Raw genomic sequence first — 14627 nt, forward strand, 5'->3', positions numbered from 1 at the left:
CTGGAATTCGAATGCCACCATACTAGCAGATTATTGGTTGAGGGCGGGGGGATAAATCCACCCGCCGGGTAGGGTAACTCAGTGATGCCAATCCTGATATTCCTGCTTGCGCCGCCCCGGCGCGGTTTCCGGCATCAGGCTCAGGCCGATGGCCGACACCACGCCCAGCACCATCATGTACCCCGCCAACCCGTAGTAGTGGCCGCCGGTCACCTGCAGGATCTTCACCGCCAGCAGCCCCAGAATGCCGCTGCCGATCAGCGATCCTATCTGCCAGATCAGCGCGATGCCGCTGCAGCGCACGCGGGTGGGGAACAGCTCCGGGAAGTAGGAGGCCTGTGGCGCGTAGCACATGCTGTGGCCGAAGGTCAGCACCACGATCATGGCGATCTGCGTCACCCAGAAACTATCGAGGTTGATCGCCATAAAGAACGGCACGATGCACACCACCTGCAGCAGCGCGCCGGCGATGTACACCGGTTTTCGCCCCAGCCGATCGGAGAGGCGGCCCATCAGCGGAATGGCGAAAATCTCCAGCAGCACCGCCACGATCATCGCCTCCAGCAGAATGGTCTCGTTGAGGTGGTTGGCCTTGCCGTAGGCCAGCACGATCACCGTGAACATGGCGAAGGCGCAGGCTTCAATCAGCTTGGCGCACACCCCTTTGCCGATAAGGCCGGGGTAGCGGCGGGCCACTTCCACCACCGGCCGGCTCTCCACCGCCTTGGTGGCGCGGATCTGGGTAAACACCGGCGACTCGTCGATCTTCAGGCGAATAAACAGCCCGACGATCACCAGCAGCAGGCTGAGCAGGAACGGAATGCGCCAGCCCCAGTCCAGCATCTGCGCCGGCGACAGCACGGCGGTCAGCAGCGCAAACAGCCCCGATGGCAGCAGGAAACCGGCGGGCGCGCCGATCTGTACCCAGCTGGCGTAGAAGCCGCGCCGCGGCGGCGGCGCGTATTCGGCGGTCATCAGCACCGCGCCGGCCTGTTCGCCGCCGACGCCGAAGCCCTGCAGCACGCGGATAAAGATCAGCGCGAGCGGCGCCCAGATGCCGATCTGCTCATAGGTGGGCAGCAGGCCGATGCAGAAGGTGCCGAGGCCGACGATCAGGATGGTGATCACCAGCGCCTTCTTGCGGCCGACCTTGTCGCCGATGTGGCCGAACACGATGCCGCCCAGCGGGCGCGCCAGGAAACCGACCGCGTAGGTGGCGAAGGCCGCCAGCGTGCTGATCAGCGGATCGGCGCTGGGGAAAAACAGCTGGCCGAAGAACAGCACCGCAGCGGTGCCGTAAGCGAAGAAATCATAGTATTCGGCGGCGGTGCCGATGGCCGAAGCGCTGGCGACGCGCCGCAGCAGCGGTTGATTGCCGGTATTGACGGCGTTATGCGTGGTGACGGTCATCGGAAACCTCCCGGTCGGTAAGCGGCAGAGCGGCGACGGCGGCTTTGGCCCCCAGGCTCAGCAGTTGATGATAAGCGTGGCTGACGGCACGGACGAAGTCAGGCGAGTCGGGCAGATCCTGGCCGAAGACGCTGTCGAGCTGCAGCAGCGCCAGGACGCGGGGCCGGCCTTCCTCGCTGCCGGCGACCAACGCGGCGATGGGGTCGCGCAGCGGATCGCTGATGGCGATCGGCGCGCCTTGCTCATCGCGGCCGCCGACGTAGCGCATCCAGCCGGCGACGCCCAGCGCCAGGCAGTCGAAGCGGCTGCCGCGCGCCAGATGCCAGCGGATCGCGTCCAGCAGCCGCTGCGGCAGCTTTTGCGTGCCGTCCATGGCGATCTGCGCGGTGCGGTGCTTCAGCGCGCGGTTGCGGAAACGCCGCAGCAGCGAGTCGGCATACTGCGCCAAATCGACGTTCGGCACCTGCAGAGTTGGTGCCTGTTCCGCCAGCATCAGGTGACGGGCGGCGCGGACAAAATCCGCGTCCTGCATGCAGTCGCCGACGTGCTGATAACCGGCCAGATAGCCGAGATAGGCGAGGAACGAATGGCTACCGTTCAGCATGCGCAGCTTCATCTCCTCAAACGGCAGCACGTCGCTCACCAGTTCGGCGCCGACCTTTTCCCAGGCCGGTCGCCCCTGGGGAAAGCGGTCCTCAATGACCCACTGGCTGAACGGCTCGCAGGCCACGCCGACCTCATCCTCGACGCCGCCCAGCCAGGCAAGCAGCTGCCCGCGGGCTTCCTGCGTCATCGCCGGCACGATGCGATCCACCATGGTGGAAGGGAAGGCGACCTCTTGACGCACCCAGTCGGCCAGCGCCGGATCCTGCCGCTGCGCCAGGTCGAGCAGCACCTGGCGCGTGACCCGGCCGTTGGCCGGCATATTGTCGCAGGACATCACGGCGAACGGTGGCAGCCCGCGTTCACGGCGCAGGCGCAGCGCCGCCAGCAGCAGCCCCGGCGCCGACTGTGGCTGTGCCGGATGGGCGATATCATGCGCGATTGCCGGGTGTTCCGCCATCAGCCGGCCGCTGGCAGGGTGGTGGCAATAGCCCTTTTCGCTGATGGTCAGCGAGACGATGGCGATCTCAGGCTGCGTCAGGGCCGCCAGCACCGCCGCCAGCCCGTCGGTTTGCAGGTGCAGCGCCTGGCGCACCACGCCGATGACCCGGCCCCGCCAGCCGTCGTCGTCCATCTCCGCCACCGAGAACAGCAGATCCTGTTGCCGTAGGTCGGCGATCTTTTGCCGGCCGTGCTGCATGCTGATTTCGCAGTAGCCCCAGTCGCTGCCGTGCTCGCTGGCCAGCCTGTCGGCGTACATCGCCTGGTGCGCGCGGTGAAACGCGCCGAAGCCGATATGCACCATGCGCGGTTTCACGCGCTCACGTGCGTAGCCGGGCCGAATAATGGCGGCCGGCAGAACGCGGTGGTCGGAAAGTCTCATGTTCAATGTCCCTGGAGAGGTAAGCAAAGGGGCGAAGCCGCCCCGCCTGGCGTTATGGTTTTAAGATTTGCACGCCCGCCGTTGCGCGCGGCGCCTTGATCACCAGCAGCACCAGCAGCGCGCCCAGCGCGGCGACGCCGCCCGCCAGCATAAAGGCGCTGTCGAATTTGCCGGTGTTCTGCACGATGTAGCCGGTGACGATCGGCCCGATGATGCCGGAGACGCTGCCGATCAAATGAATGAACCCGCTGGCGCCGCCGACCCGGGATTTATGCACCACGTCCTGGATGATCGCCCAGTAGAGGGCGCCGGTGATGTAAAGGAAGAAGATCGACACCGACATCAGCATCACCGCCGGCACCACGCTGCTGACGGTGCCTGCCAACGCCACACACACCGCCGCCGCCATCAGGCTGGTGACCAACACGATCTTGCGCGACAGCAGCAATTTGCCGGTGATGTTGAAGATTTTGTCGGAAATATAGCCGCCGAGCGCCAGCCCGACGAAGCCGACGATCCACGGGATCATCGTGGTCAGGCTCATCTCCTTGATGTTCAGGTTGTGCGCCTGCACCAGATACGAGGGGAACCAGCTCAGGAAGAAGAACAGAATGTAGTTGTAGCAGAAGAAGGCGAAGGCGGTGACCAGAATGATCGGCTGCTTCAGGTAGTAACCCAGCCCGTGCGCTGCGTCACTCAGCGCGCTTTCCTCGCCGAGGTTTTCCTGTTTCAACCGCGCGATCAGCACCCGTTCTTCGGCGCTGATGCGCTGGCTTTTCGCCGGGTTATCCGCCACCACGAAGAACCACACCAGCATCCAGACGATGCCGATGGCGCAGATGATCATAAACGCCGGTCGCCAGCCGAACGCCAGCGCCAGATAGCCGACGATCGGCCCGGCCACCGCGCCGCCCAACGGCGAACCGGCGCTGAGCAAGCCCATGGCGGTCGCCGCCTGTTTCTTCGGGAACCAGCCGTTGATCATCTTGTTGGCCGAGGCGCAGATCGGCCCTTCGGCCATGCCGAACAGGACGCGCAGGATCAGCATCGAGTAAAAACCGGTGGCGATCGCCGTCATGCCGCAGAAGAGGGACCACAGACCGACCGCCACGCCCAGCACCAGCGTCGGGCCGAAACGGTCGACCGCCAGCCCGCCGACGAAGTTGAAGATGGCGTAGCCGAAGAAGAAGCTGCCGAAGATCAGGCCGAACTGTTCGGCGTTCAGCATCAGATCCTGTTCGATCATCGGCACGGTGATCGACAGCGCCACGCGATCGAGGTAGTTGATCATGTAGACCATGAACAGCAGGAACACGATGGTCCAACGCAGGTTTTTAAACATAAAGCACTCCACTGGGTGTCGTTTTAATCGTGATGCTTCGTTGTTTGCACGGGCGGCGGGGGCCGCCCAATGCCCCGATGCGGCCTTGGCGTTACTCGAACTGCAGCAGCACCTTGCAGCAGGTGCGCTGATCCCGCTCGAACATCAGCATCGCCCGTTCGACGTCGCCGGCGGGCACGCAGTGGGTGAGCAGCCGCTGCGGGTCTAGCTTGCCGTCCGCCATCCAGGCGATCACCTGCGGGAAGCGTGCGCTGTTCAGGCGCGAGGAGAAGATCGACAGCTCCTTGCTGGTGATGCTCTGCTGGGTCAGGGTGCAGGCGTCGCCGGAAAAGCCCATGATGCCGATGCGCGCCGCCGGCGAGGCCAGCGCGATCGCCTCCGGCAAAATGGCGGGGTGGCAGGCGGCATCGACGATCAGCGTCGGCTGAATGCCGCGCTGCTGCAGCGCCTGCGGCAATGCGGCCTCGGCGTTGTTGAACGTCTCGTCGGCGCCGTTGGCGCGCGCCATGTCCAGCCGCTCGGCGATGCGATCGACGACCCACACCTGCTTGACGCCGTACACGCCTTTCAGCGTCTGGATCACCGTGAGCCCCATCGGCCCGGCGCCGTAGATCAGCGCGATGTCGTCAGGACGCGGTTGCAGGTGGGCGGTGATGTTGGCGGCGATGCTGAAGGGTTCGATCATCGCGGCGTGGCGATCGCTGATGGCGGGCGGAACCGGATAGGCGTTGCGCGCCGGTACGCAGGCGTAGTCGCTGAAGCCGCCGTCGCGGTGCACGCCGATCACCTGCAGCGAGGTGCAGACGTTGGGCCGGCCGACCGAACAGGGATAGCAGTGGCCGCAGCTCACCACCGGATCTACCGAGACGCGTTCGCCGAGGCGCGCCGGATCGACGCCTTCGCCCAGCGCATCGATCAGGCCGAAGAACTCGTGGCCGATCACCCGCGGATAGCGGGCGAACGGGTTATGGCCGTGATAGATATGGACGTCGGAGCCGCAGATGCCGGCGAATTTCACCTTGACCCGCACCTCGCCGGCCGCCGGCTGCGGCAGCGCGCGCGTCTGCAGCGCCAGGCGCCCGGGCTGTTCGATCACGACGCTGCGCATGGTGTTTACCAGTTCCATAAGGTGCCATCCTCCAGACGCGCGACCGGCAGGTAGGCCGGTTCATACGGGTAACGGGCCGCCAGCTTCTCATCGAACTCGATGCCGATGCCCGGCTTGTCGCCCGGATGCATATAGCCGTCGTCGAACGTCCAGCTGTGCGGGAACACCTCGAGCATCTGCTCGGAATAGCCCATGTATTCCTGCACGCCGAAATTCGGCACCCACAGATCGAAATGCAGCGCTGCCGCCATGCAGATCGGCGACAGATCGGAAGGGCCGTGGGAGCCGGTGCGCACCTGATACAGTGAGGCGAAGTCGGCGATGCGCCGCATGCCGGTAATGCCGCCCGCGTGCGTCAGGGTGGTGCGGATGTAGTCGATCAGCTGCTCTTCAATCAGCTGTTTGCAGTCCCAGATGCTGTTGAACACCTCGCCGACGGCAATCGGCGTGACGGTATGCTGGCGGATCAGGCGGAAACAGGCCTGGTTTTCCGCCGGCGTCGGATCTTCCATCCAGAACAGGCGATACGGCTCGGCGCTTTTGCCGAAGCGCGCCGCTTCGATCGGCGTCAGGCGGTGGTGCATGTCGTGCAGCAGGTGCTCGTTGAAGCCGAACCTGTTGCGCACCGCATCGAACAGTTTGGGGGTGAAATCGAGGTATTTTTCCGTCGACCACAGCTGCTCTTCCGGCCAGTCACCCTTGGTGGCCGGCTCGTAGGCCTGGCCTTTCCCCTTGGCCATGCCGTAGGTGGTTTTCATGCCCGGCACGCCGCATTGGACGCGGATCGCCTTGAAGCCTTGTTCTTTATGCTTGGCGTAGTCGTCGAGCACCTCGTCGATCGAGTGGCCGGTGGTGTGGCAATACACCATCACCCCCGAACGCGACGCGCCGCCCAACAACTGGTACAGCGGCATGTTGGCGGCCTTGGCCTTGATGTCCCACAGCGCCATGTCGACGGCGGAAATGGCCGACATGGTCACCGGGCCGCGCCGCCAGTAAGCGCCTTTGTAGAAGAATTGCCAGAGGTCTTCGATCCGCTGCGCGTCGCGGCCGATCAGCTGCGGGCAGAGGTGATCTTTCAGGTAAGAGGCCACCGACAATTCACGCCCGTTCAGCGTAGCGTCACCGAGGCCGACGATGCCGTCATCGGTGGTGATCTTCAGCGTGACAAAGTTGCGCCCCGGGCAGGTGACGAACACCTCGGCGTTGACGATTTTCATAACCTTCACATCCTGTAGCTGCGGAGAGATAGCGCGAAAATACGCCATGAACTAACTACCATACAAGTATGAATTAATGAATTTGCCGGAGAGGATCACATTTGATCGCGAGCGGAAGCGGGTAAGCGGAGGGGGAAGAAGCGGGGCGCAGCGGCTGCGCCCGACAAGGTCAGCCCAGCAGGGCGCAGTTAGGCGGCAGGCGGCATTCGATGGCCTGTGGCAACACTTCGATGCGGAAATGACGGCCTTTGAGCGGCTCGCCGTCGAGGTTGAAAGTCATCTCATGCGGCGCGTCGATCTCGAGCCACGGCAGCGCTGCACTGAGGATGCTGTTGCTCTCTTCGTCGTTGAACAGGGCGGCGACCAGCGCCGGCAGCAGTTCATCGGCGATCAGCAGGCGCAGCTGCAGCAGGCCGTCGTTGATCAGCGCGCTGGGGCACAGCTCCTGGCCGCCGCCGGCCTGTTTGCCGTTGCCGATGCCGATCACCAGCGCGTCGCCGGCCCAGCGGAAGTCCGGCCCGCGAATTTCACAGCGGTCGGCCTGCAGCGTATCCATGCGCAGCAAGCCGTGCACGAAGTAGGACACGCCGCCCAATGCCGCCTTCAGCTTCTCCGGCGTTTCGGTGGTGATGCGGGTGCCGAAGCCGCCGGTGGCCATGTTGATGAAGTAGCGCTCGCCGTTAACCTTGGCCAGATCGATCGGCACCGAGCGGCCCTTGATCGCCAGCTGCAGCGCCTGTTCCGGCGACGGGGGAATATTGCAGGCCATGGCGAAATCGTTGGCGGTGCCGAGCGGCAGGATGCCCAGCACCGGCCGGTTGTGCGCCGGCAGTTGCACCAGCGCGGCCGCCACTTCGTTGATGGTGCCGTCACCGCCGCCGGCGACGACGGTGCCGACGCCGAGCTGTGCGGCTTCCGCGACGTAGCGCGCGGCGTCGCCGTGCTCCCAGGTCACGCGCACGTGCAGCGTGATGCGTTCTGCGCGCAGGCGTTTGACCGCCTGACGCAGCTCTTCGTTACCGGCGCCTTTGCCGTTGAGAATAAGCAGGGCGGGCGCATGTGAGTGTTGAGGCATTGCCGATCTCCTCCGGCGGAAAACCAAGAATGCCTCAAGATAAACCAGCTGCCGCCACCAGGCCATCAGAATATTCAGCTAATTCTGGTTATTCCCCGGCGTTCAGTGAATATGAAGCAAGGCGAATTTATCTGAATTTTACGCGGAAATAAGCCAGGTTTTAAAGACGAGAGGATTAATCGCTGTAGCGTTATTTATATATCGAAGCGGCGTGATTATTATTATTAAAACGGATAACGAGAATAAGTTATGGAAATAGGCGCAGCGAAAAAAATAGGCGAGCCCATAAAGAAAAAGCCAGCCCAAGGGAGATTGGGCCGGCTAAGGAGGTGGTTCCTAGTATTGCTATGCAAATATTTTCGTTGTTCGTTTTAAGCAGCGTGATAGTAACCAAGCTGCGCGCACATTGATGTGATCCAATTCTAATATTTGCTAAAAATCGCCGCCGAATGACGGCGATTCATTTTTATGCCCCGGCGCTATTTTCTTCCGCCAAATTGCGGATCAGCAACGCATAATTGAGATCGATATCCTGCGGGATCGGCAAATAAACGATATGGCCGTTGCCCGGCGCCACCTCAATCGGCTCGCCTTTCTTATTTTGCATGCTTTCGAGGGTGAAGACCACGTTGCCGCCCGGCGTCATCATCTCGACGCTGTCGCCGAGTGAGAACTTATTCTTCACGTCGACCTCCGCCCAGCCATCGCGGCGCACGCCGGTGAATTCGCCGACGAACTGCTGGCGCTCGGAGAGCGAGGAGCCGTAGTCGTAATTCTGCTGCGCTTCGTGCACGTGGCGGCGCAGGAAGCCTTCGGTGTAGCCGCGGTGCGCCAGGCCTTCCAGCGTGGTAAGCAGGGTCGGATCGAAGGGTTTGCCGGCGGCCGCGTCGTCGATGGCGCGGCGGTAGACCTGGGCGGTGCGGGCGCAGTAGTAGAAGGACTTGGTGCGGCCTTCGATCTTCAGCGAGTGCACGCCGAGCTGCGTCAGACGCTCCACGTGCTGGATGGCGCGCAGATCCTTGGAGTTCATGATATAGGTGCCGTGCTCGTCTTCGAAGGCGCTCATATATTCGCCTGGTTTTTGCGCTTCAGACAGCATGAACACCTTGTCGGTCGGCGCGCCGATGCCCAGCGTCGGCTCGACGGTTTGCACCGGGATCGGCTCGTGCAGGTGCACGATATTGCCGGTGTCGTCCTCTTTGCCTTCTTCAGCCTTATACTGCCAGCGGCAGGCGTTGGTGCAGGTGCCCTGGTTGGGATCGCGCTTGTTGATATAGCCCGACAGCAGGCAGCGGCCGGAGTAGGCCATGCACAGCGCGCCGTGGACGAAGATCTCCAGCTCCATGTCCGGCACTTCGGTGCGGATCTCGGCGATCTCTTCCAGCGACAGCTCGCGCGAGAGGATCACGCGGGTCAGGCCCATTTGCTTCCAGAACTTCACCGTCGCCCAGTTAACGGCGTTGGCCTGCACCGACAGGTGGATGTCCATCTGCGGGAAGGCTTCGCGCACCATCATGATAAGGCCGGGATCGGACATGATCAGCGCATCCGGGCCCATATCGATAACCGGCTTCAGATCGCGCAGGAAGGTTTTCAACTTGGCGTTGTGCGGGGCGATGTTCACCACCACGTAGAATTTTTTGCCCAGCGCATGGGCTTCATTGATGCCCTGCGCCAGATTCTCGTGGTTGAATTCGTTGTTGCGCACCCGCAGGCTGTAGCGCGGCTGGCCGGCGTAAACCGCATCGGCGCCATAGGCGAAGGCGTAACGCATGTTTTTCAGCGTTCCGGCCGGGGAGAGAAGTTCCGGTGTAAACATAGTGTGTCTCGGTCTGATTTCAGGTCAGTATACCTCTGTCTTTCGAACTGCAGCGTTGTTGGCTGCATTCGCTCACTCCAGTCACTTGGTTGACCAAGCTCCTGGAGACTCACGAACTTGCCGCCTAGCTGCCGTATGAAAGCCAGTGGGTATATCGCGCCCCAGATGGCGCAGTAAAAGCGGGGGATTGTAGCCGCAGCGCGGCAAGAAATCAGCAGTTAACCGGATTTATTCAAGGGAGATTGATCCCGGTCAAACGGAAAACGCGCGATGGCGGCCACCGCGCGGGCGACACGGGGGATCAGGCGCTCAAATCGCGGATATCGGTGGTCGGGCCGTTTTTCATCACCGACTGGATACCGTTTTTGGCTGCGCTTTCGGAGCTGTACATTTCGCTGACGCCGATCACCTGATGGTTCTTGGCCTTCAGCACAAAATAGGGCTGATTGCTGGTGCTGTGCTTCAGTTCAAACTGCGCTTCGTGCGGCGCATTGGTCTGCACCGAGGCGATGCCGTTCTCCGCCGACGCTTTGCTGGCGTACATCTCGCTGGCCAGAATGATCTCGCCGTTACTGGCTTTCAGGTTGAAGTGGTACTGTCCGTTCTTTGCTTTTTTCAGCTCGTAATGACCGATTGCCATGGTTCTTCTCCTGTAGGTTCCGATTCGTGATGTAAGTGTAGCCAATCGCTTGAAAATCGGCGGCTAAACCTCACAGCAGCTTAGTCTAAAAAATGCGCAGTTTTCTTGCGCCGGCGCGGAGTTTTCATCCGAGAATCCCGGCGCCGCACGGGAAGCTAAGGGAAGGCGTGGTGATTGCGCAGTGCGCCGCATAATGACAATTACGTGGTTTCATCGAGCAGCATTGCGCGTTACCGTTTGCCCGCTACGTAAAGGTGAGTGAAAAGTGAGCGATACATCTTGGCATCGACACGCTACAGGCATATGCTTTGGCCTATGCCTGCTGTGGAGTGTTGAGATGGAAAGAATCGCAAAGCTGTTTAAAAACGGCAGAAATCAGGCGGTGAGGTTACCGGTGGAATTTGAATTTGATACGGATCGTGTCTATATCCGTCGCGATCGGGAGGGAAACGTGATTTTATCCAAATATCCGGCAAAGCCGGACAGCTGGGCACCGCTGCTGAGCATTATCGCCCAAACGCCGGTGCCGCAAGAGTTTCTTGGCGCGGAAGATCGTCAGCAAGGGGTTGCAGACCGCGATCCATTCTCAGAGGAAGAGTAGGCGATGTACATGTTTGATACCAATACCGTCAGCCACCTGTTTCGGCAGCATCCGCAGGTGCTAAGCATCATGGAAAAGCTTCCGCCTTCTGCCGTGTGTATTTCCAGCGTCACGGAGGCGGAACTGCTTTACGGTGTCGCTAAGCGGCGGAACAAGGCGTTGCAAAGCAGTGTCGAGGCCTTTCTTGCCGCGGTGACGGTCTATGCATGGGATAGCGAGGCCGCCCGCTGCTACGGTGAAATGCGCGCGAACATGGAGAGAAAGGGCAAAATCATGGGCGCGCTGGATCAACTGATCGCCGCTCACGCGCAGAGCCGTGGCGCGACGCTGGTGACCAACGATCGCGCATTCGCCATGGTGCCCGGGTTGGCGGTTGAAGACTGGACGCGCTGTTTTCCCCCTAAACCCCATTCACCAGCCGGCAGGGCTCGGCTTCCCAGCGGTAGCCCACGCCGTATACCGAGCGAATAAAGGATTTTTCCCCGTCGATCAGTTCCAGCTTGCGGCGCAGGTTTTTGATGTGGCTGTCGATGGTGCGATCGGTGACCACCCGATAGTCGTCATACAGGTTGTTCAGCAGCTGCTCGCGTGAAAACACGTTGCCCGGCTGGCTGGCCAGCGTTTTCAGCAGGCGGAATTCCGCCGGCGTCAGATCCAGCAACTGCCCCTGATAGCTGGCCTGGAAACGCGGCTCATCGATGTGCAGCAGGTCATCTTCCCGCGCGCTCTCCTGCGGCCGATAGCTGCGGCGCAGAATGGTTTTCACCCGCGCCACCACTTCGCGCGGGCTGTAGGGTTTGCAGATGTAATCGTCGGCGCCGATCTCCAGCCCCAGCAGGCGATCGATCTCTTCGATTTTCGCCGTCACCATCACGATAGGCACGTCGCTGAAGCGGCGCAGCTCGCGGCACACCGTCAGGCCGTCGGCACCCGGCAACATCAGGTCGAGCAAAATCAGCGCCGGCGGATGCTGGTGCACGGTCGGCACCACCTCGTTGCCGTTGGTCAGCCAGCGGGTGGCGTAACCCGCCGCCTGCAGATAGTCCACCAGCAGCTGGCCCAGCTTGGGCTCATCTTCAACAATCATGATCTGCACGGGGTGATTCTGAATGTCCATCAGGGCGCCTTATTTTTTATCGGGGTAGCAAATTCTACTGTAATGCGCACGCCGCCTAAAGGCGAATGCTCGGCGCGGATTTTCCCGTCGTGGGCTTCCACGATGTTGTGGCAGATCGCCAGCCCCAGCCCGGAACCGCCGCTGGCGCGGTTGCGTGAACCTTCCGCCCGGTAGAAACGTTCGAAAATGCGCGTCAGCTGCTGATCGCTGATGCCCGGCGCGCTGTCCTGCCAGTAGAGGAACAGCCGCCCTGGCTGCAGCTCGGCGCTGATTTCCAGCCGGCCGCCGGCGTCGGTGTAGCGCAGGCTGTTTTCCAGCAGGTTATTGAACAGCTGGTTCAGGCGATCGGGATCGCCGAACAGCGGCGCCTGGGCCGGCAGATGCGTAACGATCTCCAGCCCTTTGGCGCGGAAGCGTTCGCGAAAGGCGGCGACGGCGATCTGCAGCAGGTGCACGCAGTCCACCGACGATTTGCGATAGGCCAGCGCACCGAGATCGGAAAGCGACAGCTGGTGCAGATCGTCGACCAGTTTAGTCAGGGTAGACACCTCGGCCTGCAGCGAACTGAGCGACGCCGGCGTCGGCTGGCGCACGCCGTCCTGCAGCGCCTCCAGCTCGCCCCGCAGCACCGCCAGCGGCGTGCGCAGCTCGTGCGAGACGTCGGCCATAAAAGCGCGGCGCATCTGTTCGTTTTTCTCCAGCGAGGTGGCCAACTGGTTGAAGTCGTGCGCCAGCCGGCCCAGTTCATCCTGGCTGCTGACCGCCACGCGGGTGGTGAAATCGCCCGCCGCCAGGCGATGGGTGCCCGCCACCAGGCGCTTGACCGGGGCCAGCATGCCGCGCGACAGCAGCCAGGTCACCGCCGCAGCCAGCAGGGTAGAGAGCGCGACGATGATCCAGCTGGTGCGCCGCTGCTGGCGATCGAAGTTGATGTCGGTGTTGCGCGTCAGGCGCTCGACCGGGGTGGTGATCACCCAGCCGACGATCTCGTTGTTGTAGCGGATCGGGTGGCGCGGGCCCTCTTTCGGTACCGGCCCGGAGTGGCCCACCAGGCGGTTGAACTGGCTGTCCACCACCCAAAACTGGGTGCGCCAGCCCTTGGGCGGCAGGTTGTGGCTGCTGTCGCTGTTCTGTTCGAACGAGCGCATGATCTGGTAGATCACCTGATCGTTGTTGCGCAGGAACACCCAGTTGCCGTGGTGGCTGTACTGTTCCTCCAGCGCTTCGCTCAGCATGTTGATGCGCTGCTCGTTGCTGTGTTTGATGTAGTCGATAAAGCCGCGTTCAAAGCTGACGCGCACCCCCCAATGCATGGTGATCAGCACCAGCATGCAGGTGGCGAAAATGGCCAGGAACAGTTTCCCGGTAATGCCTATCTTCATTGCAACCTCGTTGAACCGGTACCCGGCTCTTTGGTCAGCGTGCGGTTGGGCGCGCTATCGGCCGGCACGCGGGCGAAGGCCAGTGCGGGCAGAGCGATAATCAACGCCATACAGCAGTAGCTGTAAATAAATGCGCTGTGGATGGCCGGGCTGTCGGCCACCACCTGGTGATGGGCGAAGCTGCCGATCAAGATGCCGGCGACGCTGACGCCAAGGCTCATCGACAGCTGCATGACCATCGACAACAGGCTGTTGCCGCTGCTGGCCAGCCGATCCGGCAGGTCTTTCAACGTCAGGGTGTTCATCGCCGAGAAGCGCAGCGAGTTGACCATCCCCTGGAAGAACAGCACCACCGGCAGCAGCCACAGCCAGCCGAGCATCGCCGCCAGCAGGAAGCTCAGGCTGACCAGCGCCAGCAGCAGCGTGGCGGCCACCAGCACGTTGCGGTAGCCGAAGCGGTTGACCACCTGCACCACGATGCGTTTCATGCCCATGCTGCCGATGATCATCGGGATCATCATCAGCCCGGCGTGGAACGGCGTGAAACCCATGCCCACCTGCAGGAACAGCGGCGTCATGAACGGCAACATGCCGCTGCCGATGCGCCCCAGCAGGCTGGCCAGCAGCCCGATCTTGTAAGTCGGGGTGCGCAGCAGCCGCAGCGAGAACAGGGCGCGGCTATTGCCGTAGGCATGCCAAACATACCCCAACAGCGCCGCTACGCCCAGCGCCACCAGGCCGGCGATGGCGCTGCCGGAAAGCCCCATCCCCTTGTGGCCGTCGAGCGCCAGCGTCAGCGACGCCATGCCGATCGCCAGCAGGATAAAGCCGCTGAGGTCGAAGCGTCGGGTTTGCATTTGGTAGTTGGGCATCAGCAGCAGCGTGGCGATGGCGCCTACGATGCCTACCGGAATATTGATCAGGAAAATCCAGTGCCAGCTGGCATATTGCACCAGAAAGCCGCCCAGCGCCGGCCCCATCAGCGGGCCGATCTGGCCCGGCAGCGTCACGAAGGTCATCGCCGCCATGTACTGCTCGCGCGGCACGATCTTCATCACCGTCAGGCGGCCGACCGGCACCATCATCGCGCCGCCGATGCCCTGAATCACGCGCGAGGCGATCAGCTCGTTCAGGGTATCCGAGCGGGCGCAGAGAATGGAGCCGAGGGTGAACAGCACGATGGCGCTGAAAAACACCCGCTGTACGCCGACCTTGTCCGCCAGCCAACCGCTGGCCGGCAGCGTCACCGCCACCGTCAGCACATAGGAGACGATCACTGACTGCATGCGCAGCGGGTTCTCCCCCAGGCTGGCGGCCATCGAGGGCAGGGCGGTGTTGACGATAGTGGTATCCAGCGTCTGCATAAAGAAGCCGAATGCCACTATCCAGAGTTGCCAGCGTACCGTGGCGGCGTGTTTCATCAGCAT

General features: G+C 62.3%; 12 protein-coding genes and 1 pseudogene. 2 read left to right on the plus strand and 11 right to left on the minus strand.

Annotation, left to right across the window (positions count from 1 at the left end):
• Positions 1 to 78 precede the first annotated feature (78 nt).
• From WCL58_RS22050 to WCL58_RS22085, 8 genes are all read right to left on the minus strand, one after another.
• Positions 79 to 1410: an MFS transporter gene (locus WCL58_RS22050; protein WP_060441146.1), complete on the minus strand. Its 1332-nt coding sequence runs from the start codon at positions 1408 to 1410 to the stop codon at positions 79 to 81.
• Entirely contained in the window at positions 1391 to 2896 is a 1506-nt protein-coding gene (locus WCL58_RS22055) for a mannitol dehydrogenase family protein (RefSeq protein WP_336851608.1), read from the minus strand. Before WCL58_RS22055 ends, WCL58_RS22050 begins: the two co-directional genes overlap by 20 nt.
• A gap of 52 nt (positions 2897 to 2948) precedes the next feature.
• Positions 2949 to 4238, minus strand: coding sequence for an MFS transporter (locus WCL58_RS22060; RefSeq protein WP_197808831.1), 1290 nt, complete (start codon positions 4236 to 4238; stop codon positions 2949 to 2951).
• Between the two features lie 91 nt (positions 4239 to 4329).
• Positions 4330 to 5346 (minus strand): Zn-dependent oxidoreductase, encoded by a 1017-nt coding sequence (locus tag WCL58_RS22065; protein ID WP_187181566.1) that lies wholly within the window; start codon positions 5344 to 5346, stop codon positions 4330 to 4332.
• Between the two features lie 5 nt (positions 5347 to 5351).
• Positions 5352 to 6566 (minus strand): D-mannonate dehydratase ManD, encoded by a 1215-nt coding sequence (gene manD, locus WCL58_RS22070; RefSeq protein ID WP_049213350.1) that lies wholly within the window; start codon positions 6564 to 6566, stop codon positions 5352 to 5354.
• A gap of 169 nt (positions 6567 to 6735) precedes the next feature.
• Positions 6736 to 7641 carry a lipid kinase YegS gene (gene yegS, locus WCL58_RS22075; RefSeq protein ID WP_049202693.1) on the minus strand — a complete coding sequence of 302 codons (906 nt, stop codon included), beginning with the start codon at positions 7639 to 7641 and terminating at the stop codon, positions 6736 to 6738.
• 466 nt (positions 7642 to 8107) lie between these two features.
• Positions 8108 to 9460 (minus strand): prephenate-dependent tRNA uridine(34) hydroxylase TrhP, encoded by a 1353-nt coding sequence (trhP, locus tag WCL58_RS22080; RefSeq protein WP_336851609.1) that lies wholly within the window; start codon positions 9458 to 9460, stop codon positions 8108 to 8110.
• A gap of 301 nt (positions 9461 to 9761) precedes the next feature.
• Complete coding sequence (locus WCL58_RS22085; protein WP_038873760.1) at positions 9762 to 10100, minus strand: YegP family protein; 339 nt, start codon at positions 10098 to 10100, stop codon at positions 9762 to 9764.
• Between the two features lie 337 nt (positions 10101 to 10437).
• Between WCL58_RS22085 and WCL58_RS22090 the strand changes: the two genes are divergently transcribed.
• Entirely contained in the window at positions 10438 to 10701 is a 264-nt protein-coding gene (locus WCL58_RS22090) for an antitoxin (protein WP_004941563.1), read from the plus strand.
• Positions 10702 to 10704: 3 nt separating this feature from the next.
• Positions 10705 to 11091 (plus strand): annotated as a pseudogene (locus tag WCL58_RS22095) (type II toxin-antitoxin system VapC family toxin); the annotation flags it as partial.
• 10 nt (positions 11092 to 11101) lie between these two features.
• On the opposite strand, the gene baeR reads toward WCL58_RS22095, so the two are convergent.
• The 3 genes from baeR to WCL58_RS22110 are packed head-to-tail and all read right to left on the minus strand — an operon-like array spanning position 11102 to position 14627.
• Complete coding sequence (baeR, locus tag WCL58_RS22100) at positions 11102 to 11818, minus strand: two-component system response regulator BaeR (protein ID WP_060441150.1); 717 nt, start codon at positions 11816 to 11818, stop codon at positions 11102 to 11104.
• Positions 11818 to 13200, minus strand: a complete 1383-nt coding sequence (gene baeS / locus WCL58_RS22105) for a two-component system sensor histidine kinase BaeS (protein WP_049202687.1) — start codon at positions 13198 to 13200, stop codon at positions 11818 to 11820. Before baeS ends, baeR begins: the two co-directional genes overlap by 1 nt.
• A complete protein-coding gene (locus WCL58_RS22110; RefSeq protein WP_185741746.1) occupies positions 13197 to 14627 on the minus strand; it encodes an MFS transporter in 1431 nt (476 codons plus the stop codon). The genes baeS and WCL58_RS22110 overlap by 4 nt, the downstream gene beginning before the upstream one ends.

It is taken from the genome of Serratia sp. TMDUHS_CL (assembly GCF_037137105.1).
GTDB lineage: Bacteria > Pseudomonadota > Gammaproteobacteria > Enterobacterales > Enterobacteriaceae > Serratia > Serratia nevei.

Coding starts and splice junctions, on each gene's coding strand:
- WCL58_RS22050 (WP_060441146.1), bottom strand. CDS start 1,410: ATGACCGTCACCACGCATAACGCCGTCAATACCGGCAATCAACCGCTG.
- WCL58_RS22055 (WP_336851608.1), bottom strand. CDS start 2,896: ATGAGACTTTCCGACCACCGCGTTCTGCCGGCCGCCATTATTCGGCCC.
- WCL58_RS22060 (WP_197808831.1), bottom strand. CDS start 4,238: ATGTTTAAAAACCTGCGTTGGACCATCGTGTTCCTGCTGTTCATGGTC.
- WCL58_RS22065 (WP_187181566.1), bottom strand. CDS start 5,346: ATGCGCAGCGTCGTGATCGAACAGCCCGGGCGCCTGGCGCTGCAGACG.
- manD (WP_049213350.1), bottom strand. CDS start 6,566: ATGAAAATCGTCAACGCCGAGGTGTTCGTCACCTGCCCGGGGCGCAAC.
- yegS (WP_049202693.1), bottom strand. CDS start 7,641: ATGCCTCAACACTCACATGCGCCCGCCCTGCTTATTCTCAACGGCAAA.
- trhP (WP_336851609.1), bottom strand. CDS start 9,460: ATGTTTACACCGGAACTTCTCTCCCCGGCCGGAACGCTGAAAAACATG.
- WCL58_RS22085 (WP_038873760.1), bottom strand. CDS start 10,100: ATGGCAATCGGTCATTACGAGCTGAAAAAAGCAAAGAACGGACAGTAC.
- WCL58_RS22090 (WP_004941563.1), top strand. CDS start 10,438: ATGGAAAGAATCGCAAAGCTGTTTAAAAACGGCAGAAATCAGGCGGTG.
- baeR (WP_060441150.1), bottom strand. CDS start 11,818: ATGGACATTCAGAATCACCCCGTGCAGATCATGATTGTTGAAGATGAG.
- baeS (WP_049202687.1), bottom strand. CDS start 13,200: ATGAAGATAGGCATTACCGGGAAACTGTTCCTGGCCATTTTCGCCACC.
- WCL58_RS22110 (WP_185741746.1), bottom strand. CDS start 14,627: ATGCTGATGAAACACGCCGCCACGGTACGCTGGCAACTCTGGATAGTG.